Below are 20,036 nucleotides of genomic sequence, written 5' to 3' on the forward strand. Positions count from 1 at the left end.
GGTGACCAGAAAAACAACTCCGTGAGGAACCTCGTGTACCGGTTCCTCACGGATGTACGGGCGCCGGGTCGTGCGCGCCGGCGGCTGTCCCGCTATCGAGTGCGGGGCTCCATCCCCAGTGCGATGTCCACGAGCATGTCCTCCTGGCCGCCGACCAGACCTCGCCGACCGGCCTCGATGAGCAGCGTGCGGACGTCGACGCCGTACCGGTCGGCCGCGGACTCGGCATGGCGCAGGAAACTGGAGTAGACCCCGGCGTAGCCGAGGGTGAGGGTCTCGCGATCCACCCGCACGGGCCGGTCTTGAAGCGGCCGGACCAGGTCGTCCGCGGCGTCCTGGAGGGCCAGCAAATCGCAGCCGTGCTCCCGGCCTTCGAGATCCGCGACGGCGATGAAGGCCTCGATCGGGCAGTTGCCCGCCCCGGCGCCGTGGCCGGCCAGCGAGGCGTCGACGCGGGTGGCGCCCTCCTCGACCGCGGCCAGCGAGTTGGCGACCGACAGCGACAGGTTCTCGTGCGCGTGGATGCCGATCTCAGTGGCCGGATCCAGGATGTCCCGATAGGCGCGGACCCGCTCGCGTACCCCGTTCATCGTCAGGTGGCCGCCGGAGTCGGTCACGTAGACGCAGTGCGCGCCGTAGGACTCCATCAGGGCGGCCTGGCGCGCCAGGTCCGCGGCCGGCGACATGTGGCTCATCATCAGGAATCCCGAGACGTCCATGCCGAGTTCACGGGCCGTGGCGATGTGTTGGGCCGAGATATCGGCCTCGGTGCAGTGCGTGGCGATGCGCACCGAGCGCACGCCGAGTCCGGACGCCCGCTTCAGGTCCTCGACGGTGCCGATGCCCGGCAGCAGCAGGGTGGTGAGCCGCGCCGTGGTCAGGCTCTGCGCCACCGCCTCGATCCACTCCGAGTCGCTATGGCTGCCCGGCCCGTAGGTGAGGCTGGTTCCGGCCAGGCCGTCTCCGTGGGCGACTTCGATCCCGTCGACACCCGCCGCATCGAGGGCGGCGGCGATCCGCGCGGCCTGTTCGGGGGCGATGCGGTGCCGGGTGGCGTGCATGCCGTCGCGAAGAGTGACGTCCTGGATGAACAGCCGGGTGCTCATTTCACCGCCTGCGGGGTCCGGGCCGCGATCTGTTCGCCGACGCGCAGGGCGGCCGAGGTCATGATGTCCAGATTGCCGGCGTAGGCCGGGAGGTAGTGCCCGGCGCCTTCGACTTCGAGCAGGACGGTGACCTGGTGGGTCACCGGCCGGTCCGCCACCAGGGTGTGCGGTCGGCCGTCGACCTGCGTGATCTGCACCGCGCGCTTGAGGCGGTAGCCGGGCACGTAGGCGGCCACGTCCGCGATCATGCGTTCGACGGCTTCGGTGATCCGCGCACGGACCGCGGGATCGGGAGCGTCCACCAGGCAGAGGACCGTGTCGCGCATGATGAGCGCCGGCTCGGCCGGATTGAGGATGATCACGGCCTTGCCGCGCTCGGCACCGCCGACGGATTCGATGGCGTGGGCGGTGGTCTGGGTGAACTCGTCGATGTTGGCGCGCGTGCCGGGACCGGCCGATTTGGCGGCGATCGAGGCGACGATCTCGGCGTAGCGCACCGGCGCTGTTCGCGCGACGGCCGCGACGACGGGGATGGTCGCCTGGCCGCCGCAGGTGACCATGTTGATGTCGGCCGCGTCCAGGTTCTCTTCGAGGTTGACCGCGGGGACCACGAACGGCCCGAGAGCGGCCGGGGTCAGGTCTATCAGGCGTTTGCCATACGGCGCGAGCGCCCGGGCGTTGGCCACGTGCGCCCCGGCCGAAGTGGCGTCGAAGACGATCCGGATATCATCGAAGCCTGACATCGCGATCAGACCATTGACGCCCTGATCGGTGGTCGGCACCCCGAGCCGGCGGGCTCTGGCGAGACCGTCGGACGCCGGGTCGATGCCCACCATCGCCGCGATCTCCAAGTCTTGGCTGAATCGCAGCATCTTGATCATCAGGTCGGTTCCGATGTTGCCCGAGCCGATGACGGCCGCCTTCACTCGGTCGTTCACGCCGCTCCCGCTGTTCACGAAGGGCCTCCCGCGAAGCTCGCCTTAACCTCACCGACGCCGCTGATCCGCGCGTGAAAGCTGTCGCCCGGCGTAACCGGCACCATGGGTCCCAGTGCCCCGGACAGGACGATCTCCCCGGCCCGCAGTGGTCGGCCGCGGTCGCGCGCGGTCGTGGCCAGCCAGGCGAGCGCGGCGAGCGGATCGCCGAGGCAGTCGGCTCCCGAACCGGTCGAGACCACTTCGCCGGCTGCCAGCAGAGTCATGCGACAGCCGGGCAGATCGAGCCCGGCGACATCGACGTGCCGGTCCCCCAGGACGAACAATCCCGAGGAGGCGTTGTCCGCGACAGTGTCCACGATGCCGATGTCCCACTCGGCGATCCGGCTGTCCACGATCTCCAATGCGGCGACGGCATACGCGGTGGCGGCGGCCGCCTCGGCGGCATCGATCACCGCGGCGGTCAGATCGCGCGCGAGCACGAACGCGATCTCCGCCTCGATCTTGGGTTGCAGGGTGCGGGCGGTATCGATGGGCACCTCGGTCCGACACTGCATGGTGTCGAGCAGCACGCCGAAATCGGGCTGGTCGACACCCAGCTGCCGCTGCACGACCGGATTGGTCAGGCCGATCTTGCGCCCCACGATCCTGGCGCCGGCCGCCTGCTGTCCGGCGACCCAGGCGGACTGAACGGCGTAGGCCGCATCCACGTCACCGGCGGGCAGCAAGGCACGTACCGGGGCACACGGCTGCCGCGTCGCGCGCGCCGCGCTGAGCCGGTGCAGCGCCTCGGTGGCGTTGACGTCGAGCGCCGTGGCGGGCGGAGACATATCAGCAGAGCGAGGCATATCAGTCCACCTCGAAGGTCGTGGCGATGCCCATGCCGGTGATCCACTCCGGGACGGCCTCGTAGCCGGTCCACACGAACGGCCGGTCCACGGCGGCGCGACCGATGAGCCACGTGCGGATCTCGTGCCCGCCGCTGCCGGCCTGTTCTTCGAGTCCTTCGTCGCCCAGTGCGGTGACCGGCGCGAGGTCCGGGGTGGTCAGCTGCTTGAGGAACCAGGTGTCCCAAGCGGCGTTGACCGGGGCGTTCGGATCGCCTCCCATGGCCCGGACCCGGGGTTCGCGCGCTGCGGCGAACGCCTGGAGGTCCGCACGTCCGTGGATCACCGACGCGCGCCGTGCACCGTCGACCGCCGGGTCACGCGGGTCGTTGGACGGCAGCCAGTGCGACAGTCCGCCGCTGGCGACGACGAGGACGCGCCCGGCGAAGTCCGCGCCGCGGACCGCCGCGCCGAGCGCCCGGCCGAGCTGCACGCAGCGCGGCATGCTCGGCAGCGGCGGGGCGGCGGTGTTGACGATCAGCGGGACGAGCGGGACCGGCCGCGCGCCCCGGACCATCTCATAGCTCTGTGTCACCCCGTGGTCCACGGTGAGCGCGTAGGACAGGGACAGATCGAAGCCGGCTCCCGCGAGCGCGTCCCGCACCGACCAGGCCAGAGCCCGCGCGACCGGCAACGGTCCGGACCGGCTGCCGAAGTCGCCGAATCCGGTGGCTTCTTCCACACCGAGGACGAACGGCGGCATCTGGTCGTAGAAGTTGGCGTGGAAGTGATCCGGGCCGATGACGATGACGGCGTCGGGTGCCAGCCGGTCCACGGCTACCGCCACCCGGGCGGCGTCGGCGAGGAACCGGCCGCCGGGCTCGGCGGAGCTTTCGGGCGGGGTCATCGTCGCGAACGGCGAGTGCGAGATGCCGACCAGGCCGATGATCTCGCTCATACCGGGTCCTTGCCGAGGAGGAGGAAATCGTGGTGGGCGCGCAGGAACTCGTCCTTCTTCTCCCACTGCGGCCAGTGGCCGGCGTCGGCGATCACGTGCAGGCGGGCGTCGGGCAGCCAGCCCAGCAGCAGCTCGGCCTCGTCGAGCCCGCCGGTGGGATCGTGATCGGTCCACAGCAGCAGCGTCGGAGCGGTGACCCGGCCGACCCAGGCCGGGCGCCAGGCGAAATCCTTGCGCACCTCGGGGTCTTGCAGGACCAGCGTGTTGGTGATCGCCTGCAGGAACCCGGGGCGGCTGTAGACCGCGCGGCGCAGGTTCACCAGTTCGTCGGTCACCATCTCCTTGTGGTGGAACAGGAACTCCACCCGGCGGCGCACCGTCTCATCGCTGGGATCCCGGACGGCGGCCAGCGTGCTCTCCCGCATCCGGACCATCACCTCCGGCTTGTCGGCGATGTTGCCCGGGGTGTTGAGGACCAGCCGCTCCACCCGTTCCGGGTGGTGCGCGGCGGTCCAGGCGACGACCCAGCCGCCGAGCGACTCGCCGGACAGGTGCGCCGATTCGATACCGAGGGCGTCCATCAGGCCGAGCAGGTGCTCGGACAGGACGTCGATGGTGTAGGGCCGGTCGGGCAGGTCGGACCAGCCGTGGCCGACCATGTCGTAGGCGGTGACGCGGAAGTCCGCGGCCAGTCCGGCGAGGTCGCGTGCGTACGCCTCCAGGTGTCCCCCGGTGCCGTGCAGCAGGATCAGGTCGGGTCCCGACCCGGCTCGCAGCACCCTGGTCCGCACGCCGCCCACATCGACGTGGCGGACTTCGTGGTCGACGTCGGCAAGCTCGCCCCAGATGCTGATGTGCTCGGGAAGCGCGCTCATCGCGGGTCCTCCCCGAACCTGGCGCGGGCCTCGGCCACGGTCGCCAGTCCCGCGCTCTGCCGCCGGCCGACGCCGAGCAGACCGAGCAGGCGGGAGTTCTCGATGGTCAGGAACTCGACCGGCTCGGCGGCCGAGTCGTTGTAGTGGCGGTGCCAGGTCCACGGCGGGGTGTAGACGAAGTCTCCGGCCGACCAGGACTCCGTCTCGTCCTCGACCTCGCTGTGCCCCTCGCCGCTGATGACGAAGTGCACCGTCTCGTGGTGGTGGCGCTGCATGTCCGAGCTGAGCCCGGCCGGGATGGTCTGCCGGAAGATCTCGAAGGTGGCGGTCGGCAGCTTTCCGGCGATGGACAGTTTGGTGGGGTTGTGCACCTGGTCCGCCGGCAGGGTTTCCAGCTCCCCGGCGTGCACGACGACCGGCCGCGCGGCGCTGGGCCGCACGGTGTCGGAGATCGCGCCGAGGAAGTCCGCGAGCGCGAATCCTGCTCCTGATTGAGCCATCAGATGGTTTCCGTTCTTCCGCCGTCGACCGTGAGCACGGTCCCGTTGATGTAACTCGCCGCCGCCGAGGCGAGGAAGGCCACGGCCGCTCCGATCTCCTCGGGCCGCCCGGCCCGGCCGGCCGGGATCCCCGCGGCGTCGGCGGCGTCGAGGTCCTCGAACCCGACGCCGGTCGTTCGGGCCCGGGCGGCGAGGATCTCGTGGCGCCGCTCGGTGGCCGTGGCTCCCGGCGCCACGCAGTTGACCGTGACCCCGTCGGAGGCGAACTCCCGCGAGAGCAGTTTGGCGGCGGCCGTGACCGCGGACCGCAGGACCACGGACGTCGCGAGGTCCGGCTGCGGCTGGCGCACCGCCCCCGAGGTCACGAAGACGACCCGGCCGAAACCCCGCGCGGCCATGCCCGGCAGGGCGAGCCGGGCCAGGCGCAGCGGGCCGAGCAGCAGGAGCTCGAAGGCCCGCTGCCAGTGCTCGTCGTCGACGTCCAGGACGCGCCCGGGCGGCGGTCCCCCGGCGTTGAGCACGAGCACGTCCAGCGGGCCGTGCCGGCTTTCGACCTCAGCCAGTGCCGCCGCCGCGGCCTCGGGCTCCGCCACGTCGTTCACCAGGGCGTTGATAGTGCCGCCGGTCTTCTCCGCGAGCCGCGACGCCGCGGATTCCAGCGGCCCGGCGCGCCGGCCCGTGATCACCACGCGGTGGCCCGACCCGAGCAGGTGTTCGGCGACCGCGTATCCGATTCCGGCGCTGCCGCCGCCGACCAGAGCGTTGCGAGCGTTGATGGTGGCCTCCTCCTCGTCGCTTGCTGGGCCGCGGGCCGCAGCGGGTCTATCGTGAGCCGCATGGAAGCCGGAAACCAACGGTGAGTCCCGCTGAGTGGGACGCGGCGGCCCCGGCCGCCGGCGGGCTCGACCGCGCCGCGGCGATTCTCGGCGCCTTCGACGCGGCCCACCGCGAGCTGACCCTGGCCGCGCTGGTCGCCCGCACCGGTCTGCCGCGCTCGACCGCGCACCGCACCGCCGACCGCATGATCGGGCTCGGGTGGCTCGACAAGCCGAAGGACCGCTACCGGATCGGCAACCGCTTGTTCGAGATCGCCAGCCTGGCGCCGATCCGGCTGCAACTGCGCGAGGCCGTGCTGCCCTTCCTCCAGGACCTGCACAGCGCGACGAAGCACACCGTGCAGCTCGGGGTGCTCGACGGCGCGCAGATCCTGGTCGTCGAGAAGATCACCGGGCACCGGCCGATGCCCATGCTCTCCCAGACCGGCGGCATCATCCCGACGCACTGCTCGGCACTGGGCCGCGCGATCCTCGCCTACAGCGACCCGGCGACCATCGACGCGGTGCTGGCCGCCGGCCTGGAGCGCAGGACGCCGCGCACCCTGACCGATCCGGTGGCCGTCCTGCGTGAGCTGACCGCGATCCCGCCGCGCGGCTGGGCGGTCGAACGCGAGGAGGGCAACATCGGGGTGAGCTGCGTGGCCGCCCCGATTTTCGGCCCGCTCGGTGACGTCGCCGCCGCGATGTCGGTCACCGGACCCTCCAGCCAGATCCGGCCGCAGGCAGCCGGCCCGGCCGTGCGGCTGGCCGCCGCGGCGGCGTCGCGCGCCTACTGCGCGCGCCGCTGACTGCCCTGAACGTCCCACTGAGCGGGACTCCCGATTGCCGAGCGGCCCGGACGGCCCGCACGCTGTGACCGCTGACACACCGGCGACGTGCCGGTGCGGCGACCTGAAGGAGACGACGATGACTCTAGGCGGCGGCTACATGCTGCCCTCGCGCCAGGGGCAGGCGATCGCGGCGATCGGGCTCGGCATCACGGTGAAGACCGACGGCGCGTCGACACGCGAGGCGTACTCCATGTTCGAGTACACGGTCCCGGCGAAGACCGACGGGCCGCCCCCGCACCTGCACACCCGCGAGGACGAGTCCTTCATCTGCCTGGCCGGCCGCCTCGACGTCCACCTCGGCGGCGAGGACTTCGTCCTGGAACACGGCGACTACCTGTACCTGCCGCGCGATGTGGTGCACGCCTTCCGCAATCCGTACCAGGAGGAGTCCCGCGTCATCTCTGTGGTCTCACCCGCCGGGCTGGAGGCCTACTACCAGGCGCTGGCGGACATGCCGCCCGGCCCCAAGGACATCTCGCTGATGAAGAAGATCATGGCCGACTTCGGCATCGAGCTACAGCTCCCGCCCGAGGTCCGGTAGCCATGAGAGTCGGGATCATCGGTGCCGGCGTCGCCGGTCTCGCCACCGCGAAGGTGCTGTCCCAGGCCGGACACGAGGTGCGGGTGTTCGACAAGTGCCCGGACGTCGGCGGCGTATGGAGCCGGACTCGGCGCTACCCGGGGGTGACGACGCAGAGCCCGAAGGCGCAGTATTCGCTCTCGGACTTCCCCATGCCCAAGGACTACCCGGAGTGGCCCAGCGGAGCTCAGGTCCAGGCCTACTTCGCCGCCTACGCCACCGAGTTCGGTCTGGACTCCGCGCTGCGCCTGGACACCGAGGTGACGGCGGCGAGCCCGGCCGGCGAGGGCCGGTGGACGCTGGAAACCCGCGCCGCCGCGGGCGAGCAGTCCAGCGAGGTCTTCGACCGGCTCGTCGTCGCCAATGGAGTGTTCTGCGAACCCTCGGTGCCGAGGTATCCGGGCCTTGAGGAATTCACCGCGGCGGGCGGGCGGCTGTGCGCGGGCACGGAGTTCCACGACGCCGAGCAGGCGCGCGGCAAGCAGGTCCTCGTCGTCGGATACGGCAAGTCGGCCTGCGACGTCGCGGTCGCGCTCAGCGGCGTCGCGGCGGGGATCGACGTGATCGCCCGCCAGCTGCTGTGGAAGGTGCCGCGCAAGGTCGGCGGCTTCCTGAACTTCAAGATGCTGCTGCTGACCCGGATGGGCGAGGGCCTGTTCCGCTACCTGAGGCCGCGCGGCTTCGAGAAGTTCCTGCACGGCCCGGGGAACGGCCTGCGCCGAAGCATGATCAACTCGATCGGCTCGGTCTCGGTCCGGCAGTTCGGCCTGGCGAAGCTCGGCCTGGTTCCCGCCGGCCACATGGAGGACATCGTCCGCGGGGCCATCGGCCTGGCCAGCGAAGGCTTCTTCGAGGGCGTCCAGGACGGGACCATCACCGTCCACCGGGACGCGACCATCACCCGCCTGTTCGCCGGCGACGACGGTCCCGCGGCCGAACTCGCCGACGGCACCGTCCTGCGCGCCGATCTGGTGGTCTGCGCCACGGGCTTCACCCAGGGCGTCCCGTTCCTCCCCGAGGACACCCAGACCCGGCTGTTCGACGAGCGCGGGAACTTCATGCTCTACCGCCAGATCCTGCCTCCGGACATCCCCGGGCTGTACTTCAACGGCTACAACTCCTCCTTCTTCAGCCCGCTGAACGCCGAGATGGCAGCTCTGTGGATCGCCGCCGACCTGGCCGGAGCGGTGGCCCGGCCCGACGCCGAGGCGATGCGCGAGGCGGTCGTGGAGCAGCTGGCGTTCATGGACGACGCCACGGACACGCACCACTGCCGGGGCACCAAGATCATCCCGTTCTCGATGCACAACGCCGACGAGGTCCTCGGCGACCTCGATCTCAATATCAGCAGGGCGGTCCGGGCCACACACTGGCTGAATCCCGTCAATCCCGCGGCCTACCGGCGGATGACCCCGTCGCTGCTCCGGCGACTGGCTCCCGGCCCGAGCGAGTCCGACTCGCCGGATCGCCCGCGGGTGCTGGCGGGCTGACGACGGCACTGAGGACGGCAGGCCCCGAACCCGACGCGCGCCGGCGTCGCCGGTGGCCTACTGTTGTGCGCCGAACACCGCACGAGCATGAACGAAAGCAGGAATCGACTGTGCCCAAGTTGGAAATCATCATCGCCAGCACCCGACCGGGCCGCGTGGGCCTGCCCGTGGCCCGGTGGATCCACGCCGAGGCCGTGAAGCACGGCGGCTTCGACGAGATCGGGCTCGTGGACCTGGCCGAGGTGAACCTGCCGTTCATGAACGAACCACACCACCCCCGGCTCCGCGACTACCAGTTCCAGCACACCAAGGACTGGAGCGCGAGGATCGGTTCCGGCGACGCGTTCGTGTTCGTCATGCCGGAATACAACCACGGCTTCACCGCCCCGCTGAAGAACGCCATCGACTACCTGCACGCCGAGTGGCACTACAAGCCGGTCGGCCTGGTCAGCTACGGCGGCGTCGCCGCCGGCACCCGCGCCGCGCAGATGATCAAGCCGGTCCTGTCGGCGCTGCGGATGACCACGGTGTACGAGGCGGTCTCGATCCCGTTCGTCCACACGATGATCAGCCCGACCGGGGAGCTGGTGGCCAACGACACCATGGTGGCCGCCGCCGAGGGCATGTTCGGCGAACTGGCACGCGTCAGCCAGGCCCTGCGGCCGCTGCGGTCCGCCGCGGAATAAGGGTACTTCCAGGCGCGGGTCCATCCGGACGAACAGCGCGTCGCGCACGATGAAGCGGTGTGCGACGCGCGCGGTCCCCTGTCATACCGCCGCCCCCGCGACCGGGAAGCCGTACAAACGGTGCGCGTTGGTGGTGAGCACCGCCTCCCGCGCAGCCGGATCCGGCACCCAGTCGGTCAGCAGGTCCAGCAGTTCGCCGACGTTCGGCATGCGGCCGAAGAAGCCGACGTGCGGCCAGTCCGAGCCCCACACGCAGCGCTCAGGCGCCGCCTCGACCAGTTCGCGGGCGAACGGGATGGTGTCGAGGTATCCGGGGGCAGTGGAGAGCCGGAACGCGCCGGACAGCTTCGTCCAAACGCCGTCGCGCACCAGGTCGACCAGCAGCTTCCAGCCGGGCTGGTCGAGCCCGCCGCGCACCTCGACGTCGCCGAGGTGGTCTACGACCACCGGCACGCGCAGCCGGAAAATACGCGAGGCGACCTCCTGGAGCCGGCCGGTGTCGGCTACAACCGAAGTTGCAGTATCCGCAACTTGGTTCCCACCGGCAGCCGCACGCCTGGCCGCTGTGCTCGGTCCCGCTCTGCGGGAGGATGGTGTTCATGGATCAACTCGGTCCCGCGCTGCGGGCGTGGCGGGACCGGCTGGACCCCGCGACGGTGGGCTTCGCCCACGGCTCACCCCGTCGGGTCCCCGGTCTGCGGCGCGCGGAGCTGGCGACGCTGGCCGGCATCTCGGTCGAGTACGTGGTCCGGCTGGAGCAGGGACGGGTGGCGACACCCTCGGCGCAGGTCTGCTCGGCCCTGGCTCGCGCCCTGCGCCTGTCCGACGACGAGCACGCGCACCTGTTGCGCATGGCCGGCCACGCGGCGGACCCCAGCCGGGTTCCGCGAATGATCCCGGGGAGCCTGTACCGGATCGTGGACCAGCTCGCCGGCAACCCGCTGGCGATCTACGACGCCACCTGGCAGTTGCTGCACTGGAATCCGCTGTTCGCGGCCACGTTCGGCGATCCCACGGTCTCCGGTGTGGACGAGCGCAACGTCCTGGTCTGGCAGTTCCTGGGTGAGCTGCCCCGGGTCCGGCAGACGGCGGCCGAGCGGGCGGCGTTCGAGGAGTCCCTCGTCGCCGACCTGCGCGCGACGACGAGCCGGTACCCCGACGATCCCGACCTCGCGGCGTTGGTGGCGAGGCTGAACCTGAGCCCACGGTTCCGCGGGTTGTGGAGCCGCCGAGCGGTGGGCGGTCACCAGAGCGCGCACAAACTCGTCCGGCACCCGGAGGTCGGAGACATCGCCATGGACTCCGACATCCTCGCCACCCAGGACACGAACCTGCGCCTCGTGGTCTACACGCCGCAGCCGGGCACCGACGCCCGCGGCAAACTCGAACTCCTCGCGGCCATCGGGGTCCAGACGATGTCCGCCCGGCAATGAAGGCCCGCGTTCCGCCTCGTCCGGCGGACCAGGCTGCCGGGTGGTACGCGCCGTACCAGGAAGTCCCGTAGCTCCCGCCGACCCTCCCGGGGACCCAGCATGGAATGCGCGAGCAGCGCACCACCGTGCTGTTCGGACCACGAGGAGACACCATGACCACCACCTTCATCACCGGGGCCAACAAGTCCCTCGGGTTTGAAACCGCTCGTCGCCTCATCGAGGCGGGGCACACCGTCCTGCTCGGTGCCCGCCACCGTGAGCGCGGTCGGGCCGCGGCCGAGTCGCTCGGCGCCCGGTTCGTCCAGATCGACGTGACCGACGACGCCTCGGTCCAGGCCGCGGCCGCCGACGTCGCCGCGCATGAGGGGACGATCGACGTCCTGGTCAACAACGCCGGCATCCTGGGCAAGGCCGGCCCCGTCGAGGAGTACACCGCGGCCGACGTGCACGCCGTGCTCGCCGTGAACGTCGTCGGGATCGTGCGCGTCACGCACGCCTTCCTCCCGCTGCTGCGCACATCGCCGAACCCCGTCATCGTCAACGTGTCCAGCGGGATGGGCTCCTTCGGCATGACCCAGGACCCGGCGCGGATCGAATCGCAGTACGCTCTGCCGCTCTACTCCGCTTCGAAGGCCGCGGTCACGATGCTCACGACGCAGTACGCCAAGGAGCTGAAGGGCGTGAAGGTCAACGCCGCAGACCCCGGGCAGACCGCGACCGACTTCACCGGCGGCCTCGGACACAGCGTCGCCGACGGCACGGAGGCCATCGTGGCCCTCGCGACGATCGGCCCGGACGGGCCGACGGGACAGTTCATCGACCGGTCCGGGAACCTCCCGTGGTGAACCCGCCGGATGGCCGACCCGCCAGAGGCCGCCTCGACGCTTCCTTCACCCCTGGGGCGCCGGTGACAGCTCAGACCGGAGCCGACGACATCGAGCGGGCGTATTCGGTGGGCGTGCGGCCGTAGCGCTGCTTGAAAGTCCGGATGAAGTGGCTGCTGTCAGCGAACTGCCAGTGTGCGGCGAGCTCTGAGATGCTGAGCCGTCCGGCCGGCGGCGCGGTCAGGGCGAGCCGGGCTTCTTCCAGCCGGCGCTCCCGGATGTAGGAGATCACCGACTCCCCCGCTACGGTGAACGCCCGTTGCAAGGTGCGGACCGAGACGTTGAGCTCGCGCGCCAGGACCGCCGCGGACAGTTCGGGATCGGCGAGCCGGCTGTCCGCCAGGTCTTTGGCGGCCTGGGCCAGGGCCGGGGCGAGCACGGGTTCGGCGTCGTCGAACCGCTGCCTGGCCACCGCCTTGGCCAGCTCGATCAGGGTGCTGTGGGCGGCCTGCGCACCGGCCGGGGTGAGGTCGGGCATCGTCAGCCGGACCATGTTCGTGTGGGCCGTCAGCAGGCGCAGTTCGGCCGAGTCCGCGGGCCCGGCGATGATCCGGTTCCCGAGCATCGGCTTGAGGATCGCGGCGGGCAGGACGAGCACCGTCGCCGTCGTGCCCGGCACCGTCTCGAAGTGTGACGGCCGCTGGACGTGTTTCAGGAGGAACTGGCCGGCCGATATGGTCCGCTCGCCGCGATCGTTCGGGCCGCCCAGAGTCCAGGCGCCGCGTCGGATGACATACAGCCGGACCATGTCCTCCACGGTGTTGAGCGGGCCGCCGGTCCGGATGGGCGAGGTGCCGTGCAGTTCGGCGATCGCCACATCGTCGACTCTGGTGGCCCGGTTCCGGACGCGGAAGTCGCTGATCGTTTCCGCGCTGAAGGTCGGCAGCGGCACGGCGGCGCCGAACGCGGCCTCCCAACCACGCCGGAACGCTGCGAACGCTCGTGACTCAACAGCCTCCGTCATCGCTTGCCCTCCCTGGCTTGCCTCGCCCCGGACGGGCGTCCGATGGCGCCGATCTTCCATCGGGGTGGCGTCGGGGTTCAAGCCCGCGCACCCCCGGTATTCCTAGGCTCGGCAGTGCGAGCAGTCCCCGGTTCGGGCCCGATGTATCGGAGACGACCGGCCTACGAACCGCCAGAGCAGTCTGAAAGGAATGTGGCGCGGCATGAACAACCACACATCCAACACCGAGCGCATGCGGTATTTCATCGAGCAGGTGCAGGAGAAGGGCCGGTTCGAGCTGATCGAAGGGCTCGTGCGTCCCGACTTCCGCAACCACACCGTCGAGCCGGGGCAGCCCGCCGACCGAGCCGGGATCGGGGAGACCACGGCGGCCATGCACCAGGCGTTCTCCGGTCTGCGGATCGAGATCCTGCACTGCGTCGGGGACGGCGACCTGGTGGCCACCCACAAGATGTTCCGCGGCCGGCACACCGGACCGTGGTTCGGCCTGCGGCCCTCGGGCAACCCGGTCGAGTTCCGGGTCATGGATCTGGTGCGGTTCCAGGACGGCCAGTGGGCCGAGCACTGGGCGGTCGCCGACGGGGTCAGCCTGCTGCGCCAGACCGGCGCACTGGGCTGACCCGGCCGCCCGGGTCCCGGTCCCGGTCCCGGCACCGACGCCGCTCACGCCGGCGACGGTGCGGCGAGCAGGATGCGGACGGCGTCCTGGACGTGGCGGGCCCGCTCCTCGGAGCCGGGCACGTCGATGGCGGCCTGGAATTCGGGGCTGACCGAGACCCAGCCGGTGGCCAGGTGTAGAACCAGGCCGAGCAGGAAGCCCGGATGGAAGTGCGCGGGCAGGTCCCCGTTCTTCTGGGCCCGGGCGATCGCGTCGATCCGGGCGCGGGCGAAGGCGACGCCGGCCGGGTTGGTCTGGCCCCCGCCGCGTTCCAGGCGCTGCCAGGTGCACAGGCGCATGATCTCGGGCTGGCGTTCGTGCAGCCGGACCAGGCGGCCGGCATAGCCGGGCAGGTCGCCGGGATCGAACGGAACCTCGGCCTCCATCCGCAGGATCGCCTGTTCGCAGGCCGCGTCGAACAGCCGGGTCTTGCTGCCGAAGTAGTGGTAGATCTGCGCCTTGTTCGACTCGGCCGCCTCCCCGATCCGCTCGACCCGGGCTCCGGCGAGCCCGTATCGCGCGAACTCGATGACGGCCGCCTCCAGCAGGCGGCGGCGGGTGGCCTGGGCGTCGTAGACGGGCATGCGCCCCAGCATATTTCCTAAACGGTTAGTTGACAAAGCGGAAGACCCGAACCTAAGTTCTCAACTAACCGGTTAGAAAAGTTCCATCGACCCTCGACCGCGTTCGTGAGAGTCCACTTGCACGAAGTGTTCGACGGGGCTACTCTCATGAGAGCCACCTCTTATTACGAGAGCAAACTTCCTCCAAGCTGAAGGAGACCGCCATGAACGCCGTCACACACACCGTGGAGCCGACCGGCATCGGCCCGGTCGAGGTGACCGTCGCCGAATACGGCTCCGGACAGCCGTTCCTGCTCCTGCACGGCGGGGCCGGACCGCAGTCGGTCGCCGGCTTCGCCGAGAAGTTCGCCGCCACGCACGAGGTGCGCGTCCTGGTCCCGACCCATCCCGGCTTCGGGGGCACCGCGCGGCCCGAGGCACTGGACTCCATCGCCGGACTGGCCGCGCTCTATCAGGGCCTGCTCGAGCAGTTGGACCTGGCCGACGTCACCGTCATCGGCAACTCGATCGGCGGCTGGATCACCGCGGAGATCGCGCTGCTGAAGTCCCCGCGGGTCAGCGGCATCGTCCTGATCGACGCCGTCGGGATCGAGGTGCCGGGCCATCCGGTGGCCGACTTCTTCGCCCTGACCATGCAAGAGGTCTTCGCCCGAAGCTTCCACGACCCCGAGAAGTTCAGCATCGACCCGGCCACGCTGCCGCCGGCGGCGCAAGCGATCGCCGCGGGCAACCGGGCCGCGATCGCCGTCTACGCGGGTTCGGCGATGGCCGAACCCACCCTGCGCGAGCGTCTCGGGACGCTGGAGATCCCCGCCCTCGTGCTGTGGGGCCAGAGCGACGGGATCGTCGACGTCGACTACGGACGCGCCTACGCCGCCGCGATCCCGATGGCCCAGTTCCAGCTGCTGCCCGCCACCGGCCACTCCCCGCAAATGGAGACCCCCGACCAGGTCCTGCATGCGATCTGGGACAGCGCGACCACCGACTTCTCCGCCTTCACCCGCTAAGGACCACGACCATGGCCAAGACCGCCGTCACCCGCATCACCCACAGCTGCCACCTGATCGAGATCGGCGGCCGCACCTTCCTGACCGACCCCTGGTTCTCCACCAGGCCCGGCTACTACCAGGGCGAGCCGATCGCCGTCGCCATCCCCGACCTGCCCAGGCTGGACGGCGTGCTGATCAGCCACGAGCACTACGACCACTGCGACCTGGACGCGTTCGCCGCCTATCGCGACCGCTCGGTCCCGCTGTTCGTCGCCGAGACCGTCGTGGGCACCGCCCGCGGCCACGGCTTCACGAACGTCACCGCCCTCGCCCCGTGGGAGCAGGCGGAAGTCGGCGGCGTCACCATCACCGCCGCCCCCGGCAAGCACGGCGTCTACGAGGTCACCTTCGTCCTGCGGGCCGGCTCCGACGCGGTGTACTTCGCCGGCGACACCATGTTCATCCCCGAACTGGCCGAAATCCCCAAGCGGCTCGGCCACATCTCCCTGGCCCTGCTGCCCACCAACGGCCTGCACATCCGGCCCGCCGACAACATGCAGGTCGTCATGAACGCCGACGAGGCCGCCGAACTCACCGCGATCCTCAAGCCCGAACTGGCCGTCCCGCACCACTACGCCTTCACCAAGGGCTTCCTCGGGGACCGCCTGATCACCCACAGCGACAAGAACCCGCTGCACTTCCAGGACGCGTCGCGCACCCTGGCTCCCGAAACCAGCGTTCGCATAGTCGAGCCCGGCATCCGCATCGAGCTGTGACCATGACCGTCACCGTGACCGACACCGACGCCGCCGCCTTCGCCGCGCACCTGGACACCGACCACGCCCACGCGTTCATCTCCGCCATCCCCGACCTGAGCACCGGCGGCCCCGGCAGCGTCATTCAGCTCAATGAGATCCCGATCCCGGAAACAGACCCCGGAGCGGCGGCGGCAACACCTACGAGATCCACGGCCCGTTCGCGATCGGCACCGAGCTGTCCGTGACGCCCGGCCGCCCAGACCGTGGGCCCGAACCTCGGCCCGCGGATCAGCGAGGACTACCCGGCCGTTATGGACGCGCTCATCGGCGCGGCAACTGCGCGGTAGCCCGGCAGCGCGGTACGCCGCAGCCGCCACCGTTCACGAACCACGGGGCCGTCGGCACCTCTGACGGCCCCGTTCCCTGTTCCTTCCCGTATCCAGGAGCGCACCGATGATCGAACAACTCTCCCCGAGCGCGCCCTTCACGGCAGCGCCCAGGCCCAGGCAGTTGAGCCAGAAGGCCGCCGTCAGCGTCGTGTTCGTGGCGGCGATGTTCATGAACATCATGGACATCACGATCGTCAACGTGGCCCTGCCTGCGATCGGCCGCCAGTTCGCCGTCACCGAGGCCTCGCTGGACGCGGTGGCCACCGGCTACCTGGTCAGCCTGGCGGTGTTCATCCCCGCCGCCGGCTACCTCGGCGACCGCTTCGGGGCCAAGCGGGTCCTGCTGCTCGCGATCGCCGTGTTCACCGCCGCCTCAGTGCTCTGCGGCCTGGCCGGCAACCTCGGGGAACTCGTCGCGTACCGGGTGTTGCAGGGCGCGGGCAGCGGGATGATGACCCCGGTCGGCATGGCGATGCTCTACCGCGCCTTCCCGCCGCATGAGCGGCTGCGGGCCTCCTCGATCCTGACCATCCCCACGGCGATGGCCCCGGCGCTCGGCCCGGTGCTCGGCGGCGCATTGGTGACCGGCCTGTCGTGGCGGTGGGTGTTCTTCGTGAACCTGTTCATCGGCGCCGCCGCCTTCGTCTTCGGCCTGCTCTTCCTGGCCGAGCAGCGCCAACCGCGGCCCGGCCGTTTCGACGTGCCCGGATTCGTGTTGTCCGGCGTGGGTTTCGCGGCCGTGATGTACGGCATCAGCCAGGGACCCGGCATCGGCTGGACGCACCCTGAGATCATCGGCGGCATCACCGCGGGCGCCGCGGTCCTGGCCGTCTTGGTACGGGTCGAACTGCGCGCCGGAGCGCCGCTGCTGCGACTGCGTCTGCTCGGCAACCGGCTTTTCCGCTCGACGACCACGGCGATGGCCGTCGGCATGGCGGCGTTCCTCGGCGCGCTGTTCGTCGTCCCGCTGTTCTTCCAGCTCGGCCTGGGTCTGAGCGCACTGCAATCCGGCCTCAACACCCTGCCCGAAGCACTCGGCGTGATGCTCGGCGCCCAACTCGGCTCCCGCGTCCTCTACCGCCGCCTCGGCCCACGCCGGCTCATCGTCCTGGGCCTGACCGGCACGGCGGTCAGCGTCGCGCTGATGGCGCTGATCAGCTCGCCGGCCGAGCTGTGGTGGATGCGGCTGCTCATGCTCGCCCTGGGACTGGCGATGGGCCAGGTCGTCGTCTCCACGCAAGCGGCGACCTTCGCCACCGTCTCCCCGGCCGACACCGGCCACGCCTCATCGCTGTTCGCCATGGCCCGGCAGATCGGCAGCGCCACCGGCATCGCCGTCCTGGCCACCGTGTTCACCGCCGTAGGCACCACGCACACAGTCGCCGGCCGCACCACCGCGAACCTGACCGCCTACCACACCGCCTTCCTCGTGGCGGCACTCATCGCCCTCGCCGCCGTCCTGCCCGCGCTGACCGTCAAGGACGCCGACGCCGCGAGCACCGTGGCCGATCAGAGCTCTGCGGCGGACCGGCCGGAAAGCGCTGCGCACCTATGACCGGGACTGCCCCGCGTCCAGCAACACCTCGCCGACACCCCATCCAAGTCCTCGAACTCATCCGCTGGCGGTGCGGACCACACGGACGTGACGGCCGGGGTGCCTGCCGTCGGGGGAGAACCAACGGCGGGCGCCCCGGCCGGGTGTGATCAAGGGCGATCAGGAAGCGATCAGGACCGTCTTGCCAGGCAGCCGGCCGGCGCCGGCGTCCTGGTGCACCGCGGCCAGCTCGGCCAGCGGGCGGCGGTCGGCGACGTGGATCCGGACCTTGCCGGCGTCCACCTTGGCGATCAGCTCGGCCAGCTGGGCGGCGTCGCTGCGGACGAACAGGCCCGCGGAGCGCACCGACCGGGCCGGGTCCTCGGGAACCGCGGTGCCCGAGCTGGCGCCGATGCCGCCGTCGGCGACGTAGCCCGACAGCTGTGCGGCCTCCTCCGTGGTGGAGCGCACCATGTTCAGCACGACGTTGAACGGACCGCCCACCGCGGCCGGGCCCTCGGCGAGGTCCAGGGGGCCGACGACCCGGTCCGCGCCGTAGGCGCGCAGGCGGTCGGCGTGCTGGGGGACGTCCACCGCGGTCACGTGCGCGCCCGCGTCGACAGCGAGCTGGACCGCGATGCCGCCCACGGCGCCGCCGGCCCCGTTGACCAGGACGCTCTGGCCGGGCTTGAGCTCGGCGAGCTCGAAGAGCAGCTGCCAGGCCGCCAGGCCGGACAGCGGCAGCGCCGCGGCGTCGGCCAGCTCGATCGTCTCAGGCACCTTGGTCAGCGCCTCGGCCGGGGCGAGCGCGTACTCGGCGGCCCCGCCGCCGGCGTCCAGCGGCAGCATCGCCACGACCCGGTCACCGGCCGAGAAGCCCGTCGCCCCGGCGCCGAGCTCGGCGACGGTGCCCGCCACATCGAGCCCGGGCACGTGCGGCAGGGAGATCGGGATCATCTCGGCCAGGGCACCGGCGCGGATGTGGTCGTCGACCGGGTTGAACGACGTGGCCGCCACCCGCACCAGCACCTGGCCGGCGCCGGGGACCGGACGCTCGACGTCGTCGAAGCGCAGGACCTCGCTGCCGCCGAAATCGTGAAAACGGACTGCCTTCATGGCGCTTTCCTCCAGTGTGTGTATCAAAGACCGACGCCTAGGGCAGGCGCCGTTGTGCGGTTCGCTGTCGTACGCGAACCGGCGGTCAAGGTGCTCAGGGGTGCTCGGGAATGCTCAGGGGCACTCAGTTCAGCTGCACCGAGCGGGTGGAGTTGCCCATCACCATGCGGTCGATGGCACTCACGGCACTGCCGGGATCGGCGGCGGCGCCGACGGTGAGCAGCAGGGGGACGAAGTGCTCGGCCGTCGGATGGGCGACCTCGGCGCCGGGGGCCTTGCGGCGGTAGTCGGTGAGCGCGTCCACGTCGGCTCGGGCCAGAGCGTCGACGGCCCATTCGTCGAAGGCCGCGGTGTGCGCGGCGAGCGCCGGACTGCGGAAGACGGCGAAGCTGTGGGTCATGAAGCCCGAGCCGAGGACCAGGATGCCTTCGTCGCGCAGGGGCCGCAGGCGCGTCCCGAGTTCGAGCAGGGCGCCGGGATCGAGGCTGGGCATCGAGAGCTGCACGACCGGGATGTCGGCTGCCGGGTACATGGCCATGAGCGGGATGAAGGCGCCGTGGTCCAGACCGCGGTCGGTGAACTCGTACACCGGCGTCCGGCCGCCGAGCAGGCCCGCTAGCCGCCGGGCAAGGTCGGTGGCGTCGGGGGTCGCGTAGGGAAGGGTCTTGTAGCGCGGGTGGAAGCCGCTGAAGTCGTAGTAGAGCGGGGTACCGGCCGCGGCTCCGGAGATCGCAGCCTGTGCGTGTTCCCAGTGCGCCGAGACGACGACCACGGCCTTGGGCTTGGGCATCGACTGGGCCCAGGCGAACAGGTCGGCGATCCACTGCGGATCGTCGAGGGTGAACGGGGCCCCGTGGCTGACGAACAGACTGGGCAGGGGCCCATCGGCGGGGGTCCACACCCGCTGCTCGCGCGCCTGGGGCAGGACGCGTGCCAGGTGGTCGTCGTACGCACCGGCCGGGTACGCCGCGTCCGGCATGCGCGCCCCGAAGCGGGAATCCTGGCTGCTCACGGTGGTCATCGGTATCGGGTCCTCCACAGGGTTCAGCTCCACGAAGGCGCCTCCTCACTTGCCTGGGCAAGTCCAAAGCTAACCCCGTGACA

23 protein-coding genes are annotated in these 20,036 nt (G+C 70.8%); 11 read left to right on the plus strand and 12 right to left on the minus strand.

Annotation, left to right across the window (positions count from 1 at the left end):
* Positions 1–92: 92 nt before the first annotated feature.
* From dmpG to KGQ19_RS13845, 7 genes are read right to left on the minus strand one after another with little or no spacing between them, the layout of a single operon-like run.
* A complete protein-coding gene (gene dmpG / locus KGQ19_RS13815) occupies positions 93–1,106 on the minus strand; it encodes a 4-hydroxy-2-oxovalerate aldolase (protein ID WP_212009519.1) in 1,014 nt (337 codons plus the stop codon).
* Complete coding sequence (locus tag KGQ19_RS13820; RefSeq protein ID WP_212009520.1) at positions 1,103–2,044, minus strand: acetaldehyde dehydrogenase (acetylating); 942 nt, start codon at positions 2,042–2,044, stop codon at positions 1,103–1,105. Before KGQ19_RS13820 ends, dmpG begins: the two co-directional genes overlap by 4 nt.
* Before the next feature lie 14 nt (positions 2,045–2,058).
* Positions 2,059–2,871, minus strand: a complete 813-nt coding sequence (locus KGQ19_RS13825) for a 2-keto-4-pentenoate hydratase (protein ID WP_212009521.1) — start codon at positions 2,869–2,871, stop codon at positions 2,059–2,061.
* Between the two features lie 19 nt (positions 2,872–2,890).
* Positions 2,891–3,826 (minus strand): DODA-type extradiol aromatic ring-opening family dioxygenase, encoded by a 936-nt coding sequence (locus KGQ19_RS13830; protein WP_212009522.1) that lies wholly within the window; start codon positions 3,824–3,826, stop codon positions 2,891–2,893.
* Positions 3,823–4,701, minus strand: a complete 879-nt coding sequence (locus KGQ19_RS13835) for an alpha/beta fold hydrolase (RefSeq protein WP_212009523.1) — start codon at positions 4,699–4,701, stop codon at positions 3,823–3,825. The genes KGQ19_RS13830 and KGQ19_RS13835 overlap by 4 nt, the downstream gene beginning before the upstream one ends.
* Entirely contained in the window at positions 4,698–5,201 is a 504-nt protein-coding gene (locus tag KGQ19_RS13840) for a cupin domain-containing protein (protein ID WP_212009524.1), read from the minus strand. The genes KGQ19_RS13835 and KGQ19_RS13840 overlap by 4 nt, the downstream gene beginning before the upstream one ends.
* A complete protein-coding gene (locus tag KGQ19_RS13845; protein ID WP_212009525.1) occupies positions 5,201–6,055 on the minus strand; it encodes an SDR family oxidoreductase in 855 nt (284 codons plus the stop codon). The genes KGQ19_RS13840 and KGQ19_RS13845 overlap by 1 nt, the downstream gene beginning before the upstream one ends.
* Before the next feature lie 2 nt (positions 6,056–6,057).
* On the opposite strand from KGQ19_RS13845, the gene KGQ19_RS13850 reads away from it, so the two are divergent.
* From KGQ19_RS13850 to KGQ19_RS13865, 4 genes are all read left to right on the plus strand, one after another.
* On the plus strand, positions 6,058–6,825 hold the full coding sequence (locus KGQ19_RS13850; protein ID WP_212009526.1) for an IclR family transcriptional regulator: 768 nt from the start codon (positions 6,058–6,060) through the stop codon (positions 6,823–6,825).
* A gap of 118 nt (positions 6,826–6,943) precedes the next feature.
* Positions 6,944–7,408, plus strand: coding sequence for a cupin domain-containing protein (locus tag KGQ19_RS13855; protein ID WP_212009527.1), 465 nt, complete (start codon positions 6,944–6,946; stop codon positions 7,406–7,408).
* A 2-nt stretch (positions 7,409–7,410) separates the two neighbouring features.
* The gene (locus KGQ19_RS13860) at positions 7,411–8,937 is read left to right on the plus strand and encodes a flavin-containing monooxygenase (RefSeq protein ID WP_212009528.1); all 1,527 of its coding nucleotides are present in this window, start codon (positions 7,411–7,413) and stop codon (positions 8,935–8,937) included.
* Between the two features lie 110 nt (positions 8,938–9,047).
* Positions 9,048–9,623: an NADPH-dependent FMN reductase gene (locus tag KGQ19_RS13865; RefSeq protein WP_212009529.1), complete on the plus strand. Its 576-nt coding sequence runs from the start codon at positions 9,048–9,050 to the stop codon at positions 9,621–9,623.
* Positions 9,624–9,704: 81 nt separating this feature from the next.
* On the opposite strand, the gene KGQ19_RS13870 is transcribed toward KGQ19_RS13865, so the two are convergent.
* Complete coding sequence (locus KGQ19_RS13870) at positions 9,705–10,076, minus strand: amidohydrolase family protein (RefSeq protein ID WP_212009530.1); 372 nt, start codon at positions 10,074–10,076, stop codon at positions 9,705–9,707.
* Between the two features lie 146 nt (positions 10,077–10,222).
* On the opposite strand from KGQ19_RS13870, the gene KGQ19_RS13875 reads away from it, so the two are divergent.
* Both KGQ19_RS13875 and KGQ19_RS13880 read left to right on the plus strand, forming a co-directional pair.
* The gene (locus KGQ19_RS13875) at positions 10,223–11,056 is read left to right on the plus strand and encodes a helix-turn-helix domain-containing protein (RefSeq protein ID WP_212009531.1); all 834 of its coding nucleotides are present in this window, start codon (positions 10,223–10,225) and stop codon (positions 11,054–11,056) included.
* Positions 11,057–11,208: 152 nt separating this feature from the next.
* Positions 11,209–11,901, plus strand: a complete 693-nt coding sequence (locus KGQ19_RS13880) for an SDR family NAD(P)-dependent oxidoreductase (protein WP_212009532.1) — start codon at positions 11,209–11,211, stop codon at positions 11,899–11,901.
* A gap of 70 nt (positions 11,902–11,971) precedes the next feature.
* Here the strand turns inward: KGQ19_RS13880 and KGQ19_RS13885 are convergent, their stop codons facing one another.
* On the minus strand, positions 11,972–12,904 hold the full coding sequence (locus KGQ19_RS13885; RefSeq protein WP_212009533.1) for a helix-turn-helix domain-containing protein: 933 nt from the start codon (positions 12,902–12,904) through the stop codon (positions 11,972–11,974).
* Between the two features lie 202 nt (positions 12,905–13,106).
* Here KGQ19_RS13885 and KGQ19_RS13890 point away from each other — a divergent pair, with 202 nt between their 5' ends.
* Positions 13,107–13,523, plus strand: a complete 417-nt coding sequence (locus KGQ19_RS13890) for an ester cyclase (protein WP_212009534.1) — start codon at positions 13,107–13,109, stop codon at positions 13,521–13,523.
* A 44-nt stretch (positions 13,524–13,567) separates the two neighbouring features.
* On the opposite strand, the gene KGQ19_RS13895 is transcribed toward KGQ19_RS13890, so the two are convergent.
* Positions 13,568–14,146, minus strand: coding sequence for a TetR family transcriptional regulator (locus KGQ19_RS13895; RefSeq protein WP_212009535.1), 579 nt, complete (start codon positions 14,144–14,146; stop codon positions 13,568–13,570).
* Positions 14,147–14,349: 203 nt separating this feature from the next.
* Between KGQ19_RS13895 and KGQ19_RS13900 the strand changes: the two genes are divergently transcribed.
* The 4 genes from KGQ19_RS13900 to KGQ19_RS13915 all read left to right on the plus strand — a co-directional run bounded on the left by KGQ19_RS13900 (position 14,350) and on the right by KGQ19_RS13915 (position 17,837).
* The gene (locus KGQ19_RS13900; protein ID WP_212009536.1) at positions 14,350–15,153 is read left to right on the plus strand and encodes an alpha/beta fold hydrolase; all 804 of its coding nucleotides are present in this window, start codon (positions 14,350–14,352) and stop codon (positions 15,151–15,153) included.
* Positions 15,154–15,164: 11 nt separating this feature from the next.
* Positions 15,165–15,911 carry an MBL fold metallo-hydrolase gene (locus KGQ19_RS13905; RefSeq protein ID WP_212009537.1) on the plus strand — a complete coding sequence of 249 codons (747 nt, stop codon included), beginning with the start codon at positions 15,165–15,167 and terminating at the stop codon, positions 15,909–15,911.
* A 2-nt stretch (positions 15,912–15,913) separates the two neighbouring features.
* On the plus strand, positions 15,914–16,138 hold the full coding sequence (locus tag KGQ19_RS13910; RefSeq protein WP_212009538.1) for a hypothetical protein: 225 nt from the start codon (positions 15,914–15,916) through the stop codon (positions 16,136–16,138).
* 208 nt (positions 16,139–16,346) lie between these two features.
* Positions 16,347–17,837: a DHA2 family efflux MFS transporter permease subunit gene (locus KGQ19_RS13915; protein ID WP_212009539.1), complete on the plus strand. Its 1,491-nt coding sequence runs from the start codon at positions 16,347–16,349 to the stop codon at positions 17,835–17,837.
* A 159-nt stretch (positions 17,838–17,996) separates the two neighbouring features.
* Here the strand turns inward: KGQ19_RS13915 and KGQ19_RS13920 are convergent, their stop codons facing one another.
* Both KGQ19_RS13920 and KGQ19_RS13925 read right to left on the minus strand, forming a co-directional pair.
* Positions 17,997–18,932: an NADP-dependent oxidoreductase gene (locus KGQ19_RS13920; RefSeq protein WP_212009540.1), complete on the minus strand. Its 936-nt coding sequence runs from the start codon at positions 18,930–18,932 to the stop codon at positions 17,997–17,999.
* Between the two features lie 124 nt (positions 18,933–19,056).
* Entirely contained in the window at positions 19,057–19,953 is an 897-nt protein-coding gene (locus KGQ19_RS13925; protein ID WP_230418622.1) for a DODA-type extradiol aromatic ring-opening family dioxygenase, read from the minus strand.
* Positions 19,954–20,036 lie beyond the last annotated feature (83 nt).

The organism is Catenulispora pinistramenti (assembly GCF_018274385.1).
GTDB lineage: Bacteria > Actinomycetota > Actinomycetes > Streptomycetales > Catenulisporaceae > Catenulispora > Catenulispora pinistramenti.